This window comes from Flavobacterium sp. Flavsp81, assembly GCF_059491325.1.
Genome location: NZ_CP168505.1, coordinates 1,701,435 through 1,727,445, shown reverse-complemented (window position 1 = coordinate 1,727,445; position 26,011 = coordinate 1,701,435). Strand labels below are relative to the sequence as shown.

General features: G+C 33.5%; 15 protein-coding genes. 5 read left to right on the top strand and 10 right to left on the bottom strand.

Annotated elements, in window-relative coordinates:
- Positions 1-18 precede the first annotated feature (18 nt).
- The 5 genes from ACEN92_RS06915 to ACEN92_RS06895 are packed head-to-tail and all read right to left on the bottom strand — an operon-like array spanning position 19 to position 10,248.
- Entirely contained in the window at positions 19-1,470 is a 1,452-nt protein-coding gene (locus tag ACEN92_RS06915; protein WP_495641639.1) for a fasciclin domain-containing protein, read from the bottom strand.
- A 52-nt stretch (positions 1,471-1,522) separates the two neighbouring features.
- On the bottom strand, positions 1,523-3,214 hold the full coding sequence (locus ACEN92_RS06910) for a fasciclin domain-containing protein (protein ID WP_495641638.1): 1,692 nt from the start codon (positions 3,212-3,214) through the stop codon (positions 1,523-1,525).
- 7 nt (positions 3,215-3,221) lie between these two features.
- Entirely contained in the window at positions 3,222-4,736 is a 1,515-nt protein-coding gene (locus ACEN92_RS06905; RefSeq protein ID WP_495641637.1) for a RagB/SusD family nutrient uptake outer membrane protein, read from the bottom strand.
- A 12-nt stretch (positions 4,737-4,748) separates the two neighbouring features.
- Entirely contained in the window at positions 4,749-8,033 is a 3,285-nt protein-coding gene (locus ACEN92_RS06900) for a SusC/RagA family TonB-linked outer membrane protein (protein ID WP_495641636.1), read from the bottom strand.
- A gap of 1 nt (position 8,034) precedes the next feature.
- Complete coding sequence (locus ACEN92_RS06895) at positions 8,035-10,248, bottom strand: fasciclin domain-containing protein (RefSeq protein ID WP_495641635.1); 2,214 nt, start codon at positions 10,246-10,248, stop codon at positions 8,035-8,037.
- Between the two features lie 619 nt (positions 10,249-10,867).
- Here ACEN92_RS06895 and ACEN92_RS06890 point away from each other — a divergent pair.
- Entirely contained in the window at positions 10,868-11,320 is a 453-nt protein-coding gene (locus ACEN92_RS06890) for a response regulator (RefSeq protein WP_495641634.1), read from the top strand.
- A 76-nt stretch (positions 11,321-11,396) separates the two neighbouring features.
- Positions 11,397-14,762, top strand: coding sequence for a CheR family methyltransferase (locus ACEN92_RS06885; RefSeq protein WP_495641633.1), 3,366 nt, complete (start codon positions 11,397-11,399; stop codon positions 14,760-14,762).
- Between the two features lie 149 nt (positions 14,763-14,911).
- Here the strand turns inward: ACEN92_RS06885 and ACEN92_RS06880 are convergent, their stop codons facing one another.
- The 5 genes from ACEN92_RS06880 to tsaD all read right to left on the bottom strand — a co-directional run bounded on the left by ACEN92_RS06880 (position 14,912) and on the right by tsaD (position 18,933).
- On the bottom strand, positions 14,912-15,874 hold the full coding sequence (locus ACEN92_RS06880) for a zinc metalloprotease (RefSeq protein WP_495641632.1): 963 nt from the start codon (positions 15,872-15,874) through the stop codon (positions 14,912-14,914).
- A gap of 158 nt (positions 15,875-16,032) precedes the next feature.
- Positions 16,033-16,527, bottom strand: coding sequence for a TrmH family RNA methyltransferase (locus ACEN92_RS06875; protein ID WP_495641631.1), 495 nt, complete (start codon positions 16,525-16,527; stop codon positions 16,033-16,035).
- Between the two features lie 10 nt (positions 16,528-16,537).
- Positions 16,538-17,176, bottom strand: coding sequence for a DUF4159 domain-containing protein (locus ACEN92_RS06870; RefSeq protein WP_495641630.1), 639 nt, complete (start codon positions 17,174-17,176; stop codon positions 16,538-16,540).
- A gap of 17 nt (positions 17,177-17,193) precedes the next feature.
- Positions 17,194-17,907, bottom strand: a complete 714-nt coding sequence (locus tag ACEN92_RS06865; protein WP_495641629.1) for a 16S rRNA (uracil(1498)-N(3))-methyltransferase — start codon at positions 17,905-17,907, stop codon at positions 17,194-17,196.
- Between the two features lie 3 nt (positions 17,908-17,910).
- Complete coding sequence (gene tsaD, locus ACEN92_RS06860; RefSeq protein WP_495641628.1) at positions 17,911-18,933, bottom strand: tRNA (adenosine(37)-N6)-threonylcarbamoyltransferase complex transferase subunit TsaD; 1,023 nt, start codon at positions 18,931-18,933, stop codon at positions 17,911-17,913.
- 227 nt (positions 18,934-19,160) lie between these two features.
- Between tsaD and ACEN92_RS06855 the strand changes: the two genes are divergently transcribed.
- The 3 genes from ACEN92_RS06855 (at position 19,161) to gap (ending at position 25,978) form a co-directional block, all read left to right on the top strand.
- The gene (locus ACEN92_RS06855; protein ID WP_495641627.1) at positions 19,161-23,633 is read left to right on the top strand and encodes a translocation/assembly module TamB domain-containing protein; all 4,473 of its coding nucleotides are present in this window, start codon (positions 19,161-19,163) and stop codon (positions 23,631-23,633) included.
- Positions 23,634-23,912: 279 nt separating this feature from the next.
- Positions 23,913-24,899, top strand: coding sequence for a 6-phosphofructokinase (gene pfkA / locus ACEN92_RS06850; protein WP_495641626.1), 987 nt, complete (start codon positions 23,913-23,915; stop codon positions 24,897-24,899).
- Positions 24,900-24,973: 74 nt separating this feature from the next.
- Positions 24,974-25,978, top strand: a complete 1,005-nt coding sequence (gene gap / locus ACEN92_RS06845) for a type I glyceraldehyde-3-phosphate dehydrogenase (RefSeq protein WP_495641625.1) — start codon at positions 24,974-24,976, stop codon at positions 25,976-25,978.
- Positions 25,979-26,011: the final 33 nt, after the last annotated feature.

Here is a 26,011-nt window from a genome sequence, read left to right as displayed (position 1 = left end):
ATCTATTTTAATAAAATATTATTTAACGACAGGAACAAATTTTAAATAATCAAGGGTAAGGGAATTGTTACCGTTTGTAGTTGTATTGAAAGCCATTAACGAAATCATATCGATATTACCCGATTTTGACAAACTAAAATCACCCAGATAGATTTCATTATAATTTTTTACTTCTACATTGGTATAAGGAAAAGCTTTGATTGACGCTCCCGTTACAACATCATTTGTAATTATAGTACCTATCATTAGCCTTTGCTGAAATACATTGGTTTGAACATCGTTAATGGCTCTCCAGTAAACTTTGTAAGTAGTACTATATAAATCAGTAGCTCTATAATTAATTAAAAATGTGGAAACTGTAGAGTTTTGAGACATAATATCATTAAATAGTACGCCAAAAGGATCTCTGACTTCACGATAAAAAACCTTGCTGCGTAAATTTGGAAATAATGAGGTGTTTTTTTCTCCTTCTATTTTAGTGGTTACCAAACGATTGATCAAAGGGACATCCATTTTTTTCATGCGATATATAACCCCATTACTCAAAATAATAGGCTCTCCCACAATTTGGGTTTTGTCTATTGGCACCGTTACACCAAAACGAGTAGTTAATTCGTTTGGCAATTCACTTGGCATATACGCTTTTGGAAAAACCATATCCCTAACTGTAAAATACCCTGAGTACGTGGCGGTTGAATCAGCAGTAGGTTTGTTTAAATAAGGCTTAAGTTTGTCTACCTCAGTAGTATACCCTTCATCCTCAATCAAAAAAAGTGTATAAGAATTTTTTTCGTTATTTACATTATATACATTTTTTAAAAAAGAGTTACTAAGGGAATCTGCCAATGCTCCCGGTATTGCATTTTCTTTGGCAATAATGTCTGAATCATAAATGTTTAATTCATTTAGGCTTACCAAATAGTTGCTCATTGCTGAAGTGGCCGTTATACTATTCACATACTGCCATATATTTTGTTTTGGAATCAATGCTTTATTTATTATGTGAAAAACGCCATTTGCCGCATATTTATCGGCAGTAACAATTGTGGCATCGCCAATTGCTGTTGTTCCTTTAAACAACAAATATTTATTGGAAAGCATTTTTATTTGCTCTGATGCCTCATTTCTTATAGAAGAATATGCTGTGAGTGCAATATGGTTTTGTACAAAAGCTTCAAGTTCTTGCGGGGTATCCAGAAAAGAAGCGTCAACTTGAGCCATAGCTGCATTTGTTGGTGCAAAAACAGTATAAGTTTTAGAAGCCGACAAAATTTTGTCATAACCCGATTGTACTAACAATTCTGCAAACCTGGATGTTTCAGATGTATTTGTGATGGCTTCGGTAAGAGTAGCATTTAGATTATCGTCTCCATTATTTTCACGATCTGACCAGGGATCAGAACAAGAAACTAATGCTATTGTCAGAATACCAACAAAGAGTTTTTTATTAATTAATTTTAATAATATCATTTTTAGGTGATTAAGTTTTTGATTAGAATGTTTTCGATTTATTCAGTTATTATTAAGGGGCAAAACCTTCTCCACCGGATTGAAATCTTGGATATAGCTGATCCATGTCTACCGGGCGGAATTCTACTGTATCCATCCAGGCCGTATCACCAGGATTAGAAAGCGATTCAAAAGTTATAGTATGCCGACCTGTTGTTTGTACATCTATAACACCACAAAGTCTGGTATTGAACCTATTGGTAAATGGGCTAATATGGCTTTTATATCCTTGTGATTCTAAAACTCTCTCGTCAATATTATTAACCCCTTGTTCTTGAAAGTTAATGAGTCTAGGTAGTGCTACACCATCAAAATAGGCTCTAACCGTGGGATTTTTAGTGCTTTTCCATCTGTAAGATACCCAAACTTTATATTTTCCTTTTATAATTACAGGTGTTTTAAAGGCAATATTTTGAGTGTTATTATTTCTAAAACGGAATATTTCAATTATATCTCCTTTCCATGCACGATCCTGGTAACTTGAACTTCCTTTGGCTGCACAAACATAAGTTAATGCATCAGTCCCATCCCAGGTTACTTCACTAAAAACAGATTTTGCAAGAGTTACAAAATTACCCGGTTTCCTAAAAATCGCACTCAATTTTCTAAATTCCGGCTGGTCACCCAAGTCAAAATAAACCGGAGCAGGATTTCTTTTTTTAATAAAGAAATTTTGATCAACAGCATGAACTACTCCATTTGAGCTGGTAACATCACTTGCTGCGCGGTTTACAGGAATTCCTTTTTCTAAAACTCCATTGAAAGTTTCTTCATTTAATAAAATATTACCCATAGCTAATTTTACACTAATTACTTCCAGTGGCGCTTTGGTTTCTAATGATGGAGAAACGGCTAAATCAGCTAAATATTGAAGCTTTGGTAAAATACGGTAGCTCACAAAAAGGTTCAAACTGTCTTCAGGATTCAAAGGGTCATGCAGGTGACTGTATTTTGCTTTTAACTCTTCAAGGTTGTTGATACCTGCAGCTTTAAATACTTCATTTGTTTCACTCAATACTGTTAGATGACCTGTAAGAGTAGTTTTCCCATCAACAGTTGTAGAGGTCAACGGCTGGTTTAATTTTTCATACCACCCTGTTGCTTTTAGTGCTTCGGTAAACAAAGAAAATGATTCATTTTCTTCTAGAGTCTTCGCTAAAGTTTTATTGGCAACACGCAATACTTTGTCTATTACATGTATTACTCCGTTTCCTACTTTTACATTTGACGATGTAATTCGGGCTGTTTTATTAACTGTAATACTGGAAACGCCTCCAATATTAGCAGCACCAGTAATGATGAACTGCCCTTGCTGGCTTGGAGTTGCAATCTTTCCATCAGTAAATGATGTCGTAACTACTTCCTGATCAAGAATATGGAGTTTTACTAAATCCTGTAAATCCGCTAATGGTACTTCTTTAACAGAAGCAGCACCAATATCAGTTAAATACTCTTTTACCGCAGTATTGGTTGGCAGGAATAAGGTATATGTACCGTAGGTATTCATAAACGAAGAATAGTTAGTGATTTCTAACATTTCCAAAAACATGGAATATTCATCATTTTGCCTCAAAAAATCAGTAATATTTACTGTTTCGTCTGTACGTTCATTAATTTTCTCAGAAGTACAGTTAAGCAATGCCAGGGTTAGAAAAACCACTAAAGTAAGTCTCATCAATTTTGGGAATGTGGAGTATCTTTTCATGACTTAATTATTTATAAAATGGGTTTTGAACTAGTGCTTTATTGGTATATAATTCGTATTCATTAATTGGTAAATAATGACTATTCGGATCCTGAAGTTTGGCTATAATAGATTGTTGTTGATTTGCCGGAGCACTAATCAGTGCCATACTAATCAATAAATCTAATCGTTCGTAATTATTTCTTCGTGCATTTCGTAAAACATCAAACCAGCGTTTTCCTTCAAAAGCAAATTCGCGTGCACGTTCTGCTAAAAGATAGTCGGTCATTTCTGCTTTATTAGTAGAATTTACATTTTGAGCGGTTTGACTGATTGCTCTGCGTTTTGTGCGAATATTTTCAATAATAGCAAGGGCTTCATCTCCTCTTTCTAATTGAATTAAGGCTTCTGCCTGTAAAAGTAAAACATCTGAATATCTGTAAACAAACCAGTGTGTATTCGATTCTTGTAATGTCTTACGATCTTGTATATTAAGGCCGGTAAACTTATAGATTTCATTAGTTCCGGAAACCAAAGCACATCTTTCACCGCGTACGTCTCTATTCAACGGATTATCGAAGTCAATTCCAAATATATCTTCCAAAACCATAGGAGAAGCTATAAATTCCGGTCTTTGAAAAAACATTTCGTAAAACGGATTGAGGTTTTGTGTGGTATATTGAAATTCAAAAATGCTTTCGGTAGTATTTCCTTGTGCAAATACACTGCTGAACCAACTGTTTGAGGCGGGAATTAACTCAAATTTACCCGAATCCTCTATCTTTTTAGTTGCAGCCAGAGCTTCTGTATATTTATTCATCCACAAATAAACATCAGCCTGCATTGCATTAATAGTATAAATGGTAATCCTGCCTTTGTTGGAAGGTACATTTCCATAATCAACAACAGCATATTCTTCTGCTAAGGCTAAGTCTTTGATTACCTGTTCAAAAATTTCATTTTGTGGTGTTTTAGCTATTTGAAAATTATCCTTGTCCGAAAGTGTTGCCGTTAATTTAAGAGGCACATCTTTAAAAGTACGAGCTAACGTAAAGTACAGATAGGCCCTGATAGCCAAGGCCTCAGACAGATAATTGTTCAATTGGGTTTGTGTCAGAGTAGGGTCGTTATTTCTCACAGCCGGAGCCAGTTCAATAACTGTATTACAGTAATTTATGGTCCGATAAAATGCTGCCCAGCTAGTCAGGTCATTAGAAGACAGTATGTTTGATGTCGTGATGTCTCTTTGATCCGGAGTAGTATTTCCGGCAGGGGATATCATATCTGCTCTGATTTCTCCATACATAAACAAATACTCACTGATATTGTAATCAGTTCCATCTGTCGGGACTTGTGCTCCCGGAGGCCTTTTTAATAAAGAAGAATAGATACCGATAACGGCAGCCTGAACATCTTCTTTGGTTTTCCAGAATTCTTCGCGTACGATTCCGTCTTCAGGTCGTAAATCTAAATAATCGCTGCAGGATGTTACAGTAACAAAAATTAGAAAGATTGCCAGTATGGATTTTATTTTAGTTTGCATAATCAATTTTATTTAGAAACGTGTTGTGATACCTAATGATATACGACTTGTGGGAGGAGTTCTGGAGTTATCGATCGCAATTCCGAAAGGATCGCCGGATTTCATACTCACCTCTGGGTCCTGACCTCTATAGTTTGTCCAGGTATATAAGTTATCAGCTGTTATATAAGTTCTTATTTCATCCATTCTTAAGCTTTTCAATATTTTTTTTCCCAAAGAATAACTGAAAGTAACTGAACGAAGACGAAGGAAAGAAGCATCTTCTACATATCGATCAGATCCTAACCAGTTGTAACCTGCTCCATAAATTGCTCTTGGCATATCTGTTTTGTCGCCCGGATTACGCCATCTGGATAATGTTGCAGTACTCTGATTACCCCAGCCATACATGTTTGTTGTGGTCATATCAGTTCCGTTTACAATATCATAATTCATACGGAAGTTAAAGAACAGTAATAATTTAAATTGATTATTAAAAATTATATTAGGTCCGAATCCTCCTGTAAGTTTTGGGTTACTGTTTCCTAAATAAACCACATCACGACTGTCGATGTTACCATCTTTGTTAATGTCTTCATAAATGGCATCTCCAGGCTGAAAAGTATAATCAGTATTTGGATAATTAAAGCGCATATAAACCGTTTGACCATTAGGGCCTGTAATCACATTTCCATTTGTATCTCTGGCAAGAGTAGCTTCTTTATCAGTATAAACTCCTTTGAAACGGTATCCGTAGAAAGATCCAAACGGGTTATCTTTTTGAAGGAAACGCTTGTATTCTCCATTACGATCCGTATTTCCGCTTTCATTTGGGAAGTATTCTGAAATCTCACGAATCATGTTTTCATTGCTGGCAATGTTAAAGTTGAATTCTACCTTCCATTTGTCTGTTTTGATCGGGGTTGTAAAAAGACCTAGTTCCCAGCCCTGATTATCCATAGTACCCACATTCTGATCCATTTTACTGTATCCTGAAACAGTGGTGATATCAAGATCCTGGAATATCATATCTTTTGTAGTGTTTCGATAAATTTCTACGTCCAGTTGAACCCGTTTATTAAACATTTGAAGATTGAACCCTAAATTTTTTCCGGTCAGTGTTTCCCAACGGAAATTACTCAATTCAATATTTTGAGGATATACTCCATTAAGACCTAAGTATTCAGAGGGAAAGTTTCCATATACATTATAATAACGGTAATCATATCTGGGAGCTTTTCCTGATTGTCCATAACTAAATCTCACACTCAAATCATCTACCCAACTCACATTTTTCATAAAAGATTCTCCAGAAACTCTCCAACGGGCAGATGCCGAAGGAAATAATCCGTACCTGTTTTCCTGGCCAAACCTTGAATTTCCATCTCCGCGTAAACCAACGTTTACAATGTAACGATCTAATAATCCGTATTGTGCATTTAATAAACCGCCTACAGTTCGGGTCTGACTATTACTGGTATATAAATTCAGTTCTGAATTTTGTGTTCTGGACGGATTCGAAGGATCCGTAAGTAATGAAGAGGCTGTGTTAGAGGTTATTACCTGATGTGATTCATAGCGGGAGTCATTCGATTGCAAAGATAAAAGTACGGATAAATTTTGTTTTTCACCCAGATCAGGTGTATATACAAAATTAGTTTTGGTTGTAATATTAGCCATATCAACATCTACATCTGAAGCACGGTTAACCACAGTTTCTGTAATGGGACGTCCTGTGGCATTTTGAGGTAAAAAAGATTTAGCTTTTGTGCTGTTAAAATCAAATTGCAAATCAAATGTAGAGATGAATCTTTTTGGTATAATGTCAACATTTATATTAAAATGCGGAACAACTCTATTGCTTACCTGATTGTTTGTTGCAAATTCTGCCATTGCAACCGGGTTGTAAGTACTTGGATATCCTCCCTGAACGTTTTGTGCAGGTGAGAAATAATTAGGGGTAAGCACTCCTGATTGATCATATTCAAAAATTCCCATATTCGGCATTTTTCCATAAGAAACACTTCTAAGTAAGTCTTTATCAGTGCCTGAGAAATTATTTACATAATTACGATCTGTACTTGAGAAAGTGTAAGCTATATCCGTTTTAAAACGAATACGATCTGAAACTACGTAATCTAAATTTAAACGAGTGCTGATACGTTCGAAACCAGTTCCAATAGTAACCCCTTTTGAATTGTAATACCCTACAGAACTGAAATATCTTGCTCTTTGTCCGCCACCTTGTAAAGACAAGTTATGATCATTTACCAAGCCAATCTGAGATATTGCTTTTGTCCAGTCGGTATTGTTGCTATAATTTTTATAATAATAAACTTCCTGAGGATCGTATTGAAATTCTTTGATATTTTGCGTATTTAAGGGTATTCCGTTTCGATTCATATATTCTTCCGGAATCAATTGTGAGTATTGATCTCCGTTTAACATTGGGATTGCATCCGGAACTTTTGAACGGGTACCCACAAAAGTGTAGCTAATTTTTGGAGCGCTGACTCCTCCACGTTTTGTATTGATAATAATAACACCACCTGCAGCGCGGGAACCCCACAAAGCAGTTGCAGCTGCATCCTTATCGATAGTAATAGTATCGATATCCGAAGGAGCAATATTTAACAATGCGGCATAACCATCATCATCTGCAGTTCCAAAGTTAAAATCTGCAGGAATAGAGGTTTCGTAAGGCATTCCGTCAACAACAATTAAAGGACTGGAAGATCCGGAAATAGAAGAAGCTCCCCTGATTTTTATTTGCATTCCGGCACCTGGATCACCACTGGAAGCAATGATATCCACACCGGCAACACGTCCCTGCAATTGTTCGTCAATAGAAGCGGCTTGAGAGTTGGCTATATCGGCTGCTTTGATGGTAACAGAACTAGTCGTTTTATTTCTGTCTGCAATGTTTAGCAAACCGGTTTCCACCTTTTTTTGTCCTGTCACAACTACAGCATTTAAAGAGGTAACAGTAGATACCAAAGAAATTTTTATTGTGGTTTTACCATTAATGGATACTATTTTAGATTTATATCCAATGTTTGTAATTAATAATTTATTGTTTGGGTTTTTAAGGTGTATGGCAAAATTTCCATCTATATCAGATAAAACACCTCCAACGGTACGATTTTCTGAATCCTGTTCAACAATAGTAGCTGAGGGAATAGGCAAATTATCATCTGAATCGACAACCTGACCACGCACTAAGTTATTTTTAGATTCTTGTGCTAAAGATGGTAATGCTGCCATAATAAGCAAGGCAAATGAAAAACGGTAAAGCAAATTGGTTATTTTTTGTTTCATTTTATTCCGTATATAAAAGATAGTTGTCTACTAAATGGATTAAGGTTCTGTCGGCGAGATTGTTACTTTTGTTCGGGATGAAGTTGGCTGATCTGTTTGCCTTATCAGTAAAAGTTAATACCCCTTTATCACTCATTACTCCTACATAAGTTTTTTCATCACGACTATCTTTTCTTAAAGTTTCAACCTGTCCTCCAAAAAGGCCATCGTCAGAAACGGTTTTGTTAACCAAAATATGATATCGAATAAAATCAGCTACTAAATCTTGTTCTCCTAAGGTAGCCGGGGTAAAGTTGGGAGCACCGGTTGTAGTATTGCCGGGAAGTTTTCCATCTTTTACAGCTTGTACGATAGCTGCATTATTTGGAATTACAAATGTGTATGAGCTTCCAACGCTTACTCCTCTGATTTGGTCACCTGCAAAATAAATATTAGAGTTTTTCAGATAACTGTAAAAATTAAAATATTCAGAACCGGCCACAGCTAAATTTTTAAGATCCAGACCTGGTGGTTCCTCGCTAAATTCAAGTAATTTGTCAATATAATAAGTACGTCCGTTTTGCTGATCTTCATATCCGAGAATATTTGCCATATTTCCCAAAACTTCATTTCCTGCAGCATACACTTTATTATTACTCCATTTTATGTATTCACCGGGAATATCCATATCTCCTGAACGGATAATTCCGGAACCGGATAAATTATTTAATTCTTCTTCAGGTGTGGGAACAATAGAATTGTATAATACTCTTAACAAACGTAATCGGGCAGGAGTACCTGATAAGGCAGCGCCATTTATAGGCGAAACATAATTCCATTCTGATCTGGCCGTGTTATATTCATACCCAAGAGCACGCAACACGGTATCCGATGGGAGAAACAAAGTGAATTTTTGATTGATATTACTGATGATTTCTCTATATGAAGAACCGTCATTGAATAATCGTGTAGCCAAAGTAAATTTAGGATCCAGATAAGCTGAGGTATAAACGCTGTAAAACAAATTAGAAGCCTGTACTTTGTTAGTTCCGTAAAAGAAACCATTGCTTAATACTTTAGCCTCTTTTACATCAGTGCTTAAGTTGAATCTTAAATCCTCATCAAGTCCGTTATTAAAGGAGCTCAATTTAGATGGCCATACCGCACCGGCCACCATATGTGCTTTAAACAAATCCTGAAAAATATATTTAGGAAGCTGGTCAATAGAGGTGTAGTTTTTAAGTAAAACTTCATTAATAAATTTTAGTAAAGAAGTGTTATCCGGAGCAAACAAAGTATAGGCGTCACTTTGTCCATCATTGTCCGCTTGTTTTAAAAAGTTTTCATTATTAAGGGAATAAGGCAAAGTGGGATCATAAAACTTTATATAAACATCATCATTTTTACCAGTGAAATTACGATAAGTAGTAGTTACAGACTGATTAAAAGTATAAGTAACCAAATTGTTCTCAAGCAGTTTACGAAACTCGCTGTACTCACTATTACTTTCTAAATATTGATCCAGATTTACTAACGGAAGTGAAACCCGACTAACTTCCTGTATAATACCATTTTCCGCAATAATGTCAGCATTTTTTATAGTCCCGCCTAATACGTTAAAGTCTGTGTATGTTGAATTTGGAAAGAAAAAATTATAATCATTAGAATTTAAACTTTGTGCCGCAAAATATTCTTTTTCAAAATAAGAAATGTATTTATTGTTATTATCCCCCGGAACGTATCCTCCATTTCGGTTAGATCCTACAATAATCATTGGTTTGCTGTTAATTGTCTTGGTTTGAAACCCGTCATAAAAAGCGGTTCTTCTTCTAAAAGCCATATCAGGTACCCATCCAATTGCAGATTGGTAGTCTGAAAGCTGTTCGGTACGAAAGGCATTGTATATAAGTGCATAACGAACAATTTTTGAAGCAGTTTCAGCATCAACTTTGTTTACATCTGAAATACCTTGTTCTTGAAAAAATTTAGAAAAGGCTTCATCATTTGGAGCCATCATTGTCCAATAGCCGGCTTTGCCCAATATGTCTTTGTATCCGGCTTTATCAATTAAGATTAAAAGATTCTTAAAATTACCACGTGCTTCCAATTGTTGATAAATTGGAGGCTCCAGAGTATCAGGTCGTTCATAGTATTCATCAAAGACGTCTCGGCTGCAACTTGCCAAAATGACTAAAAACGAAAAGGCAAGTAAATAGTAGTGTATTATTTTCTTCATTCTTGTTTAATTTATTGTAATGGAAAAGACTGGTTATATCTTTCTTAACTTTTTTTTAGTAAATATTAACATATCAAACGTAAAAGGTTATGTTGCTAATTCTATCCTGTAGTATCCTGTTTTTTTTAATATGTGTTTTTTAATCTGTAATTAAATATTAATATCATAATCTGTTTGTTAATATTTTAATAATGTATAAAATCTAGTATTTGTAAGGGTTGAAACTGTCAACGTTCCTTTACTTAATGTAAAAAAGAACACTTCAAAAAAAAATTGATATTTCTTGAAATTCATGAAAAAAGTATCCATAAAATAAAAAATTAATGATTTTCAAGAAAATTCAGACATTGATAATTCCGGATTAATGGCAGATTTATGCTAAAAGCATGGCAATTTATAGTTAGATTCATTTTTAAAAAGAATCTAAACTGATGGAGAAGGTTAAAAAGTATGATTCATATAAAAAGCCGGATACTGAGTTATTGTTACATCATTAGAGTTAAGTACTGATACCTGTTTTTTGAATTGCATCCAACGGATTAAATTTATAAGTAAATCACTATAATTGATCGCTTACTGTTTATTAAAGTGTACATTTGGTGTAAATGATAAAGAACTAATGGATAATAAAGAGAATATACGGATTTTACTTGCTGATGACGATCAGGATGACAGGGATTTTTTTGCTGATGCAATAGCGGATATTCATCTTAATTTTCCTGTTGAATTTTGTAAAAATGGTGTGGAACTTTTAGAGCGTCTTTATGATAAAAATCTTTTTGTCCCGGACATCATTTTTTTGGACCTTAATATGCCAATAATGTCCGGTTTTGAGACGCTGCAGCAAATTAGGGAAAATGTTATGTTTAAAGACGTTCCGATAATAGCTATCTATTCCACTTCAGCATCAGAAGAAGGAATAAAAAACACTTTTGGATTAGGTGCCAATGCCTATATTGTCAAACCGGTTAATTTTGATGATTTAAAAAAATTATTAAGAAAGGTGGTCGAAATGGACTGGAAACAAAGGTTGAAACATTCAGGATTGGAATCTTTTATAATTACGGTTTAGGTTTTAAACAATTCTACAACTGTTGCGTATTGATTTATACTTTTTCATATGCTTTCACGAAATTAATATCAAAATCATGCATAACAAAAAAAACGTTCTGCCAAAAGCTACGATACAAGATTTCCCTATAGTAGGTATAGGAGCTTCGGCAGGCGGACTTGAAGCTTTTAGTCAGTTTATTGATGCTATTCCTAATGACTCTCAAATGGCATATGTAATTGTGCAGCATTTACATCCAACACACAATAGCATACTCACAGAACTTCTTTCCCGTGTGGCCAAAATACCAATTAATGAAATTACAGATAATATTCATTTGGCTCCAAATAATATTTATGTTATCCCGGAAAACAAAATGCTCACTTCTTTTGATGGGGTTTTAAAATTAAGTCCACGTATAAAAGACACCAAAAATCAGGCAATAGATATCTTCTTTACTTCATTGGCCGAAGTCCATCTTGACTTAGCTTACGGTGTATTGCTTTCCGGAAACGGATCTGACGGGACAATTGGCTTAGAAGCAATTAAAAAGCACGGAGGTATTACTTTTGCCCAGGATATTGATGCTGCTAATAATGAAATGCCGCAAACTGCTATTAATGCAGGAGTTGTTGATTATGTGATGTCACCGGCAAAAATAGTAGAGAAATTGATTGAGTTTTCACAAGCGGAAGCCGTTGCAGGTGAAGAAAATGATCCAAATGATGAAACCGTATTTCAGGAAATTATTAAAATTCTGCATAATCATAGCGGAGTTGATTTTATGCGTTACAAACAAACCACTATACGCCGGCGTATTGCAAGGAGAATGACTTTAAGTAAAGTTGTCAGCCTTAGCGATTATCTTAAAATTTTGCAGGAAAATAAACTGGCATCTGAAGATTTATTTAATGATCTGCTGATACCGGTAACGGAATTTTTCAGGGATATTAAAATCTTTCAGATAATGAAAGAAAAAATTTTCCCATTGCTGGTCAACAGAGTAACAGAGGGAAATTCGATACGTATTTGGATTGCAGGCTGCTCTACAGGCGAAGAAGCCTATACTTTGGCAATTGCCCTTCATGAGTTTTTAGGAGAGAATCTTGAAGGAAAGGAAATTCAGATTTTTGCCTCTGATATTTCAGAAGTTGCTATTGCAGAGGCAAGGATTGGCTTTTATAAAAAGTCGCAAATGCAGAACGTTTCCGAAACTATTCTGGCGAGTTATTTTACTTCAAATAAAAACGGATATACAATAAAAAGACATATTAGGGATTTGTGCATTTTTGCTGTTCATAATTTTTTGACTGATCCGCCTTTTGCTAAAATGGATTTAATTACCTGCAGGAATGTATTTATTTATATGGATTCAGTTTTGCAGAAAAAAGCATTGACTACATTTCATTACGCCTTAAAAGAAAATGGATTTTTGCTTTTAGGAAAATCAGAAACTGCTGTTCCTGCCGCTGAATTTTTTCAGCCATTTGATGAAGCGGGAAAAATTTATACCCGAAAAGTGGCTTCCGGAAGATTTGTACATTCAGGTTTAGGAGCTAATAACAAATTAAAAAGCTTTAAAACTGACATTCAAAGAAAAGAAATTATCAAAGAGGATTACAGAAAAAGTGCAGAATCGCTACTGCTTTCAAAATATACGCCGGCGAGTGTGATTGTAAATGAACAAATGGATATTGTACATATAAATGGAAGTATTGCAGAATTTATTGAACTTTCTCCCGGAAAACCTACCTTTAATCTGCTCAAAATGGCCCGTGAAGGGCTTGCTTTTGAATTACGAAACGCCTGGCACAAAACCAAAGAAACGGGATCGTTAATAATAAAAGAAGGAATTCAGATTAAAAATAAAGGAAGTATAAGTGAAATCACTATTGAAATACAACCCTTGGAGGATACCTCTGATCCTTATTTCTTAGTATTATTTTACAAAAGTATCATTAGAAAAGAAGATATGCCGTCAAATGGATTTACAGCTGAAGAAATACGGGATAATGTAAATTTAAGAAGGATTGCACAGCTTGAAAAAGAATTAGCCAAAATACACGATGACGTAAATGCTATTAGCGAAGAGTGTGAAGCGTCAAACGAAGAACTGCAGAGTGCTAATGAGGAACTATTGAGCGGAAGTGAGGAATTGCAAAGCCTTAATGAAGAATTGGAAACCTCTAAAGAAGAACTACAATCCAGTAACGAAGAACTTTTGCAAATTAACCAGGAGCTTTTAAACAAACAGCAGGAAATTAATATTTCAAAAAATTATGCAGAAGCTATTGTGGCTACTCTTCGGGAACCTATTGTAGTCCTGGATAGCATGTTAAGAATAAAAAATATTAACAGGGCATTTGCTAAAAAATATAATATTGCAAAAGAGGAAGCAGCAGGCAAGCTGATTTACGAAATCCAAAATCATCTTTTTGATAATCTTCCAATGCGTGCGATGCTTGAAAAAGTACTTAAGGAAAAAACGCAGCTTGATGATTATCAAATATCAGTGAATCTTTTACCTTATGGTGAAAGTATCCTTTTGTTAAATGCCAGGCAAGTAACCAATGAAGCCAGTCAAAAGCAATTGATTCTGCTCGCTATTGAAGATATTACGGAACGGAGGATTATCGAAAAAAGATTGCAGGTATTGTCAGATGAGCTTGAGGCCAAAGTTCAGGAACGGACTTTAGATTTGTTAATAGCTAATGAAGAGCTTGAAAGTTCTCTCAAGAATTTGAATGTTGCCAATGTTCAATTACAAGAGTATGCATATATCGCGAGTCATGATTTGCAGGAACCATTACGGAAGATATTAATGTTTATAAGCAAGCTTTTAGGAATGGAAGAAAAAATTTCTGATGAGGCACTTGTTTTACTTGAAAAAATCAGCAAATCTTCTATAAGGATGAACACGCTTATCAAAGACTTACTGGCTTATTCCTCTCTTAATAATCCGGACAGGCAATTCGTAGTTACAGATTTAAATGTGATCATAGCAAATATTCTTATTGATTTTGAGCTGTTAATCCATGAACATAAGTTTGAAATAAAAGTAGAGCAGTTGCCAATTATTAATGCCATTCCGCTGCAAATGAATCAGCTTTTTTATAATTTAATAAGTAATGCGCTTAAGTTTTATAAAAATGATGGTTCAGTTCCTAAAGTGCAGATAAGTTCAAAAAAACTTACTTTAAAACAAATTAAAAATTATCCTGTTTTGGATACCAGATTTGATTATTGTGAAATAATAATTAAAGATAATGGTATAGGTTTTAATAAAGAGTATGAAAATAAGATTTTTACAATTTTTCAAAGGCTTCACAATAATGAAGTGTATATGGGTACTGGTATTGGACTATCGATTGGTAAAAAAATTGTAGAAAATCATTTGGGAATTATTTTTTCCAAAGCAGAAGAAAATATTGGGGCAGAATTTCATATTATATTGCCGATATAAAACATGTTACATTATTAGAAAAAAAACAGCCCAACAATACAAGCACCAAAAGTAATTACTTTAATTCGTTTTGACGGAGAGAATTAATTTTAAAAGCCATCTAAAAATATTTTAGATGGCCTTTTTTTAACTTATGTCTTTTTTAATTTTTAGATTCCAAAAGAAGCTCTTGGCCCTCCTGATACAAAAATAGCAGACATTCTGTTTTTCTGTCCTGTTGAAAACATATACATTGCATTATCATCAGTATAATCCATGTAGTTCATAGTCATTTCTACCGGAGTTCCTGAACATGTACTGTAATGAGGGTAAGCTGGTACACCAAAATTAGGATCGTTATGAGTTGGAGTATCAGATACTAAATCGCTTCCGCAAGTTGCATCTCCCCAAATATGACGTAAATTCATCCAGTGACCTACTTCGTGAGTTCCGGTTCTTCCTAAGTTAAATGGTGCATTTGCAGAACCAGATAATCCAAAAAATCTGTAGTCAATTACAACACCGTCAGTTGCAGAAGATCCGCCAGGAAATTGTGCATAACCTAAGATATCGCCACCAATAACGCAAGACCATAGATTCAGTTTTGTTGTTGGAGAAGTTGGTGCTAAACCACCCTGAGCAACTTTTTTCATTGCATCATTTGTGCCCCAAGAACTTTTTGTAGTAGATTTTCTGATTACCTGATCTAAAACAAAAGTAATTCCTACATTAGCTTTCACGCCTGAAAATAATGCTGGTACATTATTGTAATCTGAATTTAATGCATTAAAATCTTTGTTTAAAACATCAATTTGAGATTGAATTTGAGCAGTAGAAATGTTTTGTGCAGTAGTTTTGTATAAAACATTTACTACAACCGGGATTTCGATTTTTCCATTTACTAAACGGCCGGTAAAGCCATTAAGAAGCTGTTTTGAAGTAAAAGCTTCGATTTCATTCATTTTGATAGCTAACATAGGATCAGCTTTTAGTTGTGCTTCTAAAACTTCCTGAGAGGCACATCTGCGATGTGTGATTGCACTCATGTTTGAATCTGTAGATTCTGCTGTTTGGTCATTTTGACAAGAAAACAGCAACAGTGCTGCAACTGCAGATAAGAGAACTTTTTTCATAATAATAGGGGTTTTTTTGTTATAAAATTGTTTATACGTTAACATTAACGCAATTTTATAACAAAAAATACACCTAAACAAATTTTTTAAACAATTTATTATCATAAATTTAACAATCCCTTGTATAGTCTACTTCTTACAAAAAAATAAAAAATAATTTAAGAGGTTAATTCGTACAAAACTATACTTGTAGCTTGTGCAACATTCATACTGCTGTTCTTACCAAACATGTTTATATGAATTATTTGATTCGAAATTTTTAAAAGTTCATCTGAAATCCCATCAATTTCATTGCCTATCAAAAGTGCAATTTTTTTATTTTCGGGAATTATAATTTCTTTTAGAGGTTTGCTGTTGTTTGTAATTTCCAAAGCAATGATTTCAAATTTATTTTCTAATAAATAAATAATCAATTCAGCTGTTTCTTCGATTATCTGATGTGGTACATGAAGATGGGTACTTCTTGATGTTTTGTTTATTTTACGTGGAGTAAGCGGGATATCTTTTCCTAAAAAGATGATATTTTCAACTCCAAAAGCTTCACTAATCCTAAAAAGAGAACCAATATTTTGCTGGAAATAAATATGATCGCAAACCAGTGTTATCGGAAACGTTTTTCTTTCAAATTGGTTTTCTTCGTGAGTAAGCTGCACTTTTTAGAAATTAATTAGTGAATATATAGTTGATAATATTTGCGCCCATTTTTAATGCTTTGTCTCTAACATTTGCAGGGTCATTATGTACTTCTGCATCTTCCCAGCCGTCACCTAAATCACATTCGTACGTATATAACAGCACTAATTTATTTTCAATAAAAATTCCAAATGCCTGTGCACGCGTACCATCATGTTCATGAATTTTAGGCAATCCGTTAGGAAAAGGGTAGGGCTTTTGAAAAATGGCATGATTGGCCGGAATTTCAACTAAATTATTATTAGGGAATATTTTTTTGATTTCTTTTCGAATATATTGATCCATTCCGTAATTATCATCGATATGCAAAAAACCCCCGCCGTTTAAATAATTTCTCAGGTTGCTTACATCAGTATCACTGAATACAACATTTCCATGGCCGGTCATATGTACAAAAGGGTACGAAAGTAGATCAGGATTGCCGGGTTCAACCGTAGATGGTTTTGCTTTTATTCTTGTATTGATATTAGAATTACAAAACCTGATTAAGTTAGGCAATGAGGTAGGATTGGCGTACCAATCACCGCCACCGCTGTATTTTAATAAAGCAATTTCCTGGGAAAATGAAGTAACAGAAACAAACAAAAACAAAAAAAATATTTTTCTCATAGCAATTTATGCATCAGTTAATTTGGGGTTTCATTAAAAAACACAATACTATGACAAGCAACAATAGCTGCAGTTTCAGTTCTCAAACGAGTATTCCCTAAAGTTACCGGCTGAAAATTATTTTCTAAAGCCAGTGCAATTTCTTTTTCTGAAAAATCTCCTTCAGGTCCAATCAGCATTGTGACATCTTCGTTTGGTTTTAAAATTTCTTTCAACGATTTTTTATCAGTTTCTTCACAATGTGCAATCAAATTTAAACCTTCATTTTTTTGTTTAATGAATTCTTTAAAAGAAACAGCCGGATTTAATTTTGGTAAAAACGTTTCATTTGATTGTTTCATTGCCGAGAGAATAATTTTCTCAAAACGTTCCGGATTAATTGCTTTTCTTTCAGATCGATCGCAAAAAACCGGTGTGATTTCCTGAATCCCAATTTCGGTAGCTTTTTCCAAAAACCATTCAAAACGATCATTCATTTTTGTTGGTGCAACTGCTAAATGTAAACGGAATTTTGGTGCATCAGCTTTTTTAACAGAAAGAACCTGAACGGTACATTTGTTATCTGAGGCCAAAGTGATTTCAGTTTCAAATAAAAATCCCAATCCATTTGTAACGTGTAAAATATCCGAATCTTTTTTTCGTAAAACCTTTATAATATGACGGCTTTCTTCTTTGTCAAAAGAAAAGCTTTCAGTAGTTTCGTCAATATCCGGATTGTAAAATAATTGCATAATTTAAAATTGAATTCGTGCTTTCGAAACAACAGCTGATGTTTCAAAATGATTTGATAAATATTTTTGATACCCTACAATTCCTATCATTGCAGCATTGTCTGTAGTATATTCGAATTTTGGAACAAAGGTTTTCCAGCCGTATTTACTTTCACTTTCTTTTAATCTTGTTCTTATTCCTGAATTTGCAGAAACTCCTCCGCCAATTGCAATTTGCCTGATTCCGGTTTCTTTTACGGCTAATTTTAATTTATCCATCAAAATTTCGATAATCGTATATTGAATAGAAGCACAAATATCATTTAGGTTTTCTTCAATAAAATTTGGATTCTCTATTTTTTTCTTCTGAATGAAATATAAGATTGCTGTTTTTAATCCGGAGAAACTAAAATCTAATCCGGGAACTTTTGGTTTTGTAAAAGCAAAAGCTTTAGGATTTCCTAACTGGGCATATTTATCTATCAGAGGGCCTCCGGGATAGGGAAGCCCAAGGATTTTAGCGCTTTTGTCAAAAGCTTCTCCAACGGCGTCATCAGTAGTTTCTCCAATGATTTCCATGTCAAAAAAACCATTTACTTTTACAATTTGCGTATGTCCGCCACTGATGGTTAAGGCTAAAAAAGGAAATTCCGGTTTATCAAAACCTTCTTCGTCTATAAAATGGGCCAATATATGTGCGTGCATGTGATTTACAGCAATTAACGGAATTTTTAGGGCCAATGATAGTGATTTGCTGAAAGAGCTTCCAACTAAAAGAGAACCCATTAATCCAGGTCCCTGAGTAAAGGCAATGGCTGTTAGCTGTTCTTTTTGTACATTTGCCTTTCGAAGCGCTGCATCAATTACCGGAACAATATTTTGCTGATGTGCCCTTGAAGCTAATTCTGGAACAACACCGCCATATTGATTGTGAATTAACTGATTGGCTACAACATTTGAAAGAACTTTATCGTTATGTAAAACCGCGGCGGCAGTATCATCGCATGAACTTTCGATGGCAAGAATAAAAACCTCTGAATTTTGCATATAAAGGCACAAATTTTGGATTATATTTGACAAATCAAATTTTTAAATTTATTTGATTAAAAATAGAAGCCAAAATTAAAGAATTTTTATCAGAAACAGCTGTTCTTTGCCTGTTCAAATAAATTTAAAAGAAACTTAAAATAAAAGCAGTTATCAAAAAAGTAAAAAAAATAGTATCTCGTACCCTAATTGGGCTAATTTTACTATTATTAGTACTTGCTATTGTTTTGTCCTTGCCTATAGTACAGACTAAAATTGCCCATTATGTTACCGATACGCTAAATACTGACTTTAAAACAGATATTACTATTGATAAAGTGGCAATAAATATTTTTGGAGCTGTTAAGCTTAAAAAAGTATTGATTTTAGACCATCACAAAAAAACTTTAATTTATTCAGATATTATTACCACTGATATTTTAAGCGTAACCAGATTAATTGACGGAGACTTAATTTTTGGGGATATTCGTTTGACGGGATTGATTTTTAATTTAAAAACGTACAAAAACGAAGGTGAAAACAATATTAATGTGTTTATACGATTATTTGAATCGGGCAAACCAACAAAATCAAAGAAACGTTTTTTATTGACTTCTAAAAATGCCTATATTTCTCAAGGTACATTTTCTGTAATTGACGAAAATAAGAAAACGCCAACGATTATAGATTTTAAAAAACTAAATGCTTATATAAGTGATTTTAAATTATATGGTTCTGAAATAAACACGAACATTCACAGATTTTCCTTTTTAGATCATAGAGGATTATATGTTTCAAACTTAATATCTAAGTTTAGTTACAGCAAAAAACAAATAAAACTTGAAAACTTAACTATACTGACCAAAAGATCTAATCTTTATGGAAAGGCAATTTTAAATTATAAAGTCCAGGATTTTTTAGAATTTACAGATAAAGTTAGATTTAATGTGACATTGGATTCAGCTTCATTGGCTTCAAACGATATCCGGTACTTTTATAATGGATTAGGTAAAAACCAGCATTTTAAAATTAAAACCAAAATACAGGGACCTCTCAATAACCTTAATTTAAATGGTCTTAGATTGAGTGATAGAAATGGCTCTAGAATTGTAGGGAATATTAATTTTAAAAATCTTTTAGGAAATAAATCCCAAAAGTTTTCTATGTATGGAAAGTTTAACAAACTGGTTTCAAGTTATGATAATTTAGTTGTTTTATTGCCAAATGTTTTAGGGAAAAAATTACCTAAAGAATTGCAGAGAATTGGCAAATTTAATATTGTAGGAACTGCAAATGTATCGACCACAGATTTAGAAACTAAGTTTAAAATGGCGACCGATTTAGGAAACGGTCAGGTCGAATTGAATATGAATAATATTGATTTTATTGATAAGGCATCCTATTCAGGAAATATTGTTTTAGATAATTTTGACATTGGTGCTTTACTGAACAGAAAAGATATTGGCAGAACAACTTTAAATCTGGATGTTGACGGAGTAGGTTTTACTAAGAAATATCTAAACACCATTGTAAAAGGAGATATTGCCAAATTTGATTATAATAAATATACTTATAATAATATTGTTTTGAATGGTAATTTTAAATTGCCTTATTATAAAGGACAGGTTTCTGTAAATGATCCCAATTTAAGTTTGACTTTTGATGGTTTGGTTGATTTGAGCAAACGTGAGAATAAATATGATTTTCACTTAAATGTTGAAAATGCTGATTTAAGAAAACTCAAATTAGTAAAAGATTCCATTTCTTACTTTAAAGGTGATGCTGTTGTAGCTGTTACAGGAAATTCTATAGAAAACCTTCAGGGGAATATTTATATAAAAGATGCTGTTTATCAAAACCCGCAGGCAACTTACGCCTTTGATGAACTTAGAATAAATTCCAGTTTTGGTGCAGATAGATTGCGTACCATAACCGTTAATTCAACAGATGTTATAAATGGAGAAATAGTCGGTAAATTTCAATTTGATCAGTTAGATAAATTGGTGCTTAATTCTGTAGGGAGCCTTTATACGAATTACAAACCTTATAAAGTTAAAAAAGGGCAATTTTTGAAATTTAATTTCCAGGTATACAATAAAGTGGTCGAAATGTTATATCCGGATATAAAAATTGACTCAAGTACTGTTTTTAGAGGTAAAATTGATTCTGATAAACAAGAATTCAAGTTTAAATTTAATTCCAAAAAAATAACAGCTTCTAAAAATACATTTGATAATATCCGAATCAATATCGATAATAAAAATCCATTATACAATGCTTTTGTTGAATTGGACAGCATCAAAACGCCTTATTATAAGGTTCGGGATTTTAGTTTGATTAATGTTACTTCAAAAGACACTTTATTTGTCCGTTCTGAGTTTAAAGGTGGAAATAAAGGTGAGGATTATTACAATCTGAATTTATATCATACCATAGATAAAAATAAAAATAATATAGTTGGAATTCATAAATCCGAAATGAAATTTAAAGACTATTTATGGTATTTAAACGAAAATGATGAGCACAACAATCAAGTAGTTTTTGATAAAGATTTTAAAAATTTCACTATTGATAACATCATATTATCTCATCAGGACCAAAAAATTGATTTAAACGGGGTTATAAAAGGAACCGATTATAAAGATCTGGTGTTAAATTTTGAAGATGTTGATATTAATAAAATAACCCCTTTGAATAATAAGTTTGTCGTAAACGGGAACTTAAACGGAAGTATAAATTATAAGCAGAATAAAAATATCTATCAGCCAACTGCCTCAATTGAAATTGATCATCTGAATTTAAATAAAATTGATTTAGGAACTTTAAAGTTTGATATTGCGGGAGATGAAGCATTTAAAAAATTCACAATAAATTCTTCTATAGAAAATGGTTTTACTGAATCTTTTAAAGCCGAAGGAAGTTTCGCAATTCAAAATAAAGAAACATTTTTAGACTTAAACCTAAAACTTGATGGTTTTAATTTGGCAACTTTAGGAACTATTGGAGGTAATGTACTGTCAAACATAAGAGGAACTGCATCAGGGAATGCTGCAATAGTAGGAAACCTTAAAAAACCGGAAATCAACGGAAGGCTTTATGTAGAAAAAGCGGGTATGACGGTTACCTATCTTAATACAGATTATGAATTAAACGATCGTACTGTTATTGATTTAACAGATGAAAAGTTTTTGTTCAGAAACAATCAATTGACAGATACTAAATTTGGAACAAAAGGTTTGTTGAATGGAAGTATAGAACATAAAAATTTTGGTGATTGGAAATTAGATCTAACAATAACCTCTAAGCGATTATTGGCATTAGACACAAAGGATAGTGAAGATGCCGCATATTTTGGAACTGCTTTTATTAATGGTACAGCGAGTATAAAAGGACCAACGGAGGGATTGTTTATTAAAGTAGATGCAAAATCAGAAAAAGGTACAGAGATAAAAATACCTATTAATAATGTACAGAGCGTAGGAGAAAGTAGTTTTATTCATTTTGTGACACCAAAGGAAAAATATAATTTAGCCAATGGTATTATCGAAAAAACAAAAAATTATAACGGTCTTGAATTAGAATTTGATTTTGATATTACCCCCGATGCTGAAGTAGAGGTAATACTGGACCGAAATTCAGGTCATGGTATGAAAGGAAGAGGTCATGGATCATTGTTGTTTAAAATCAATACGCTTGGTAAGTTTAATATGTGGGGAGATTTTCAGGCATATGAAGGAACCTACAATTTTAAATACGGTGGTTTAATTGATAAAAAATTTGCTGTTAGAAAAGGAGGTTCGATCATCTGGGAAGGAAACCCTATGAAAGCACAGCTAAATTTGGAAGCTGTTTACAGAACAACTGCAAATCCGGCAGTTTTATTAGAGAATTCTTCATTTAATAAAAAGGTTCCTGTAGAAGTTGTCATAGGATTGAAAGGGGATTTAGCAAGCCCGGATCCAAACTTTGATATTGAATTTCCATCCGTAAGCAGTGTTTTGAAATCAGAAATCCAATATAAATTAGATGATAAGGATGTTCGTCAAACACAAGCTTTATATTTATTATCGACAGGCTCTTTTATGAGTACAGATGGCTTTAGTCAGGGAGATTTATCAGGAACATTTACAGAAACGGCAATGAGCCTGTTAGGAGGAATCATTAAATCGGATAGTGACAAATTCAATATCAATTTGAATTATATATCAGCTGATAAAAGAATAGGACAAGAGGCGGATGGTCAGGTTGTAGCTACAGTTTCATCTCAAATCAATGAAAAAATCAGTATCAACGGAAAAGTAGGTGTACCGGTTGGAGGTATTAATGAATCAGCAATTGTTGGAAATATAGAAGTACAATACCGAATTAATGAAGATGGAACTGCTAACTTACGTTTGTTCAATAAAGAAAATGATATTAGTTATATAGGTCAGGGAATTGGTTATACACAAGGAGTAGGTATTACTTATGAAGTAGATTTTGACACTTTTAGTGAATTAGTCAATAAAATTTTTAAAAAGCATAAAATAGAAAAGGTTAAAGATTCTTCTAATGATTTGCAGGATTCTAACCTGAATCCGGATTATATAAATTTTTCAAATTCTAAAAAAGAATCAAAAAAGAACCAAAAAGATTCGAGGAAAAAAGATTCAGATAAAAAAGAAGAAGAAAAACAGCAACAAAATAATAATCAGGGTTTAATACCAGATGATGATTATTAATTTTATAATTTTGGCTCAGCGTTTATTAAATTTTTTTATTTTGGGAATTGCTTTTTATAAACGGCCTGTAAATTCAGAGAATTATAACAGTTCATTTGTAGATTGTTAATTTTACATTTTTAATTAAAAAATGTGCCTTTTATTATTTTAAATGAATTTTTTGGCATAGAAAAACTTATTAACCGAAAACGTTTGAATTGAATGTTTTTATTAATTTATTATAAGCATCTACTGAAAAGTGATGAATGTTTGCTAATTTTACACTTTAATACTTAAATAATGCCAAAAACAATAAAAAAAGTAGGTGTTCTTACCTCAGGAGGAGACTCGCCGGGAATGAATGCCGCAATAAGGTCAGTTGTTCGAACATGCGCATATCATAATATAGAATGTTTGGGAATTTATCGGGGATATCAGGGAATGATTGAAGGAGACTTCAAAGAAATGGGACCTCGAAGTGTAAATAATATTGTAAATAAAGGAGGGACGATTTTAAAATCGGCACGCTCAACTGAATTCAGAACACCAGAAGGCAGAAAAAAAGCCCATGACAATCTTGTAAAAGCCGGAGTAGATGCTTTGGTAGTTATAGGTGGAGATGGAAGTTTTACCGGAGGTTTAATTTTTAATTCAGAATTTGGTTTTCCGGTAATGGGAATTCCAGGTACAATTGATAACGATATTTTTGGGACAAGTCACACCTTAGGATATGACACAGCCTTAAATACAGTTGTAGATTGTATTGATAAAATCAGGGATACTGCAAGTTCACATAACCGATTGTTTTTTGTAGAGGTTATGGGCAGGGATGCAGGTCATATTGCTCTTAATGCAGGAATCGGTGCCGGTGCCGAAGAAATTCTTATTCCTGAAGAAGATTTAGGTCTGGACAGGCTTTTAGACTCACTTCAAAAAAGTAAAGCTTCAGGGAAATCATCAAGTATAGTAGTTATTGCCGAAGGTGATAGAATTGGTAAAAACGTTTTCGAATTAAAAGATTATGTTGAAGCTAATCTGCCTGAATACGACGTAAGAGTTTCGGTTCTTGGTCATATGCAGCGTGGAGGTTCTCCATCTTGTTTTGATCGTGTTCTGGCCAGCCGTTTAGGTGTTAAGGCTGTAGAATCACTGATTGAAGGTAAATCAAATTATATGGTTGGATTACAACAGGACAAAGTAACTTTGACACCATTGGAACAAGCCATTAAAGGAAAATCTGAAATCGACAGAGAATTGTTGAGAGTATCTGATATCATGTCAACATAAAAAAGAAACGAAGTTTATAGTGAGAAAATTAAACTTTAAATTAGTTAAATAAAAACAAAACAAAATCAATTAAAATGTCAAAAGTAAAATTAGGAATAAACGGATTTGGACGTATTGGAAGAATCGTTTTTAGAGAGTCTTTCAATAGAGATAATGTTGAAGTAGTTGCAATAAATGATTTATTAGATGTAGATCACTTAGCTTATTTATTAAAATATGATTCAGTTCACGGTCGTTTTGACGGAACTGTAGAAGTAAAAGAAGGAAAACTTTATGTAAACGGAAGAAATATCCGTATCAGTGCAGAAAGAAACCCAGCTGACTTAAAATGGAATGAAGTTGATGTTGATGTAGTTGCTGAGTGTACTGGTATCTTCACAACTATCGAAACTGCTAATGAGCACATTAAAGGTGGTGCCAAAAAAGTAATTATTTCTGCTCCATCTGCAGATGCTCCAATGTTTGTAATGGGTGTAAACCACGAAACTGCAAAAGCTTCTGATTTAGTTGTTTCTAATGCTTCTTGTACTACAAACTGTTTAGCTCCTTTAGCTAAAGTTATTCACGATAACTTTGGAATTGTTGAGGCTTTGATGACTACTGTTCACGCAACAACTTCAACTCAAATGACTGCTGACGGACCTTCAAGAAAAGACTGGAGAGGTGGACGTGCTGCAAGTATAAACATTATTCCTTCATCTACAGGAGCAGCAAAAGCTGTTGGAAAAGTTATTCCTGATTTGAATGGAAAATTAACAGGTATGGCTTTCCGTGTTCCTACTGCTGACGTTTCTACAGTAGATTTAACTGTAAAAGTAGCTAAAGAAACTTCTTATGAGGAAATTATGGCTGTTTTGAAGAAAGCTTCTGAAACTACAATGAAAGGTATCATGGGATATACTGAAGATGCTGTTGTATCTCAGGATTTTATTTCTGATAAAAGAACTTCTATCATTGATGCTACTGCAGGAATTGGTTTAAATTCAACTTTCTTCAAATTAGTTTCCTGGTATGATAATGAGTATGGATACTCTAGTAAATTAATTGATTTATCTGTACATATTGCAGGTTTAAAATAATATTTTATAATTTTAGAAAATCCCGTTATTTCA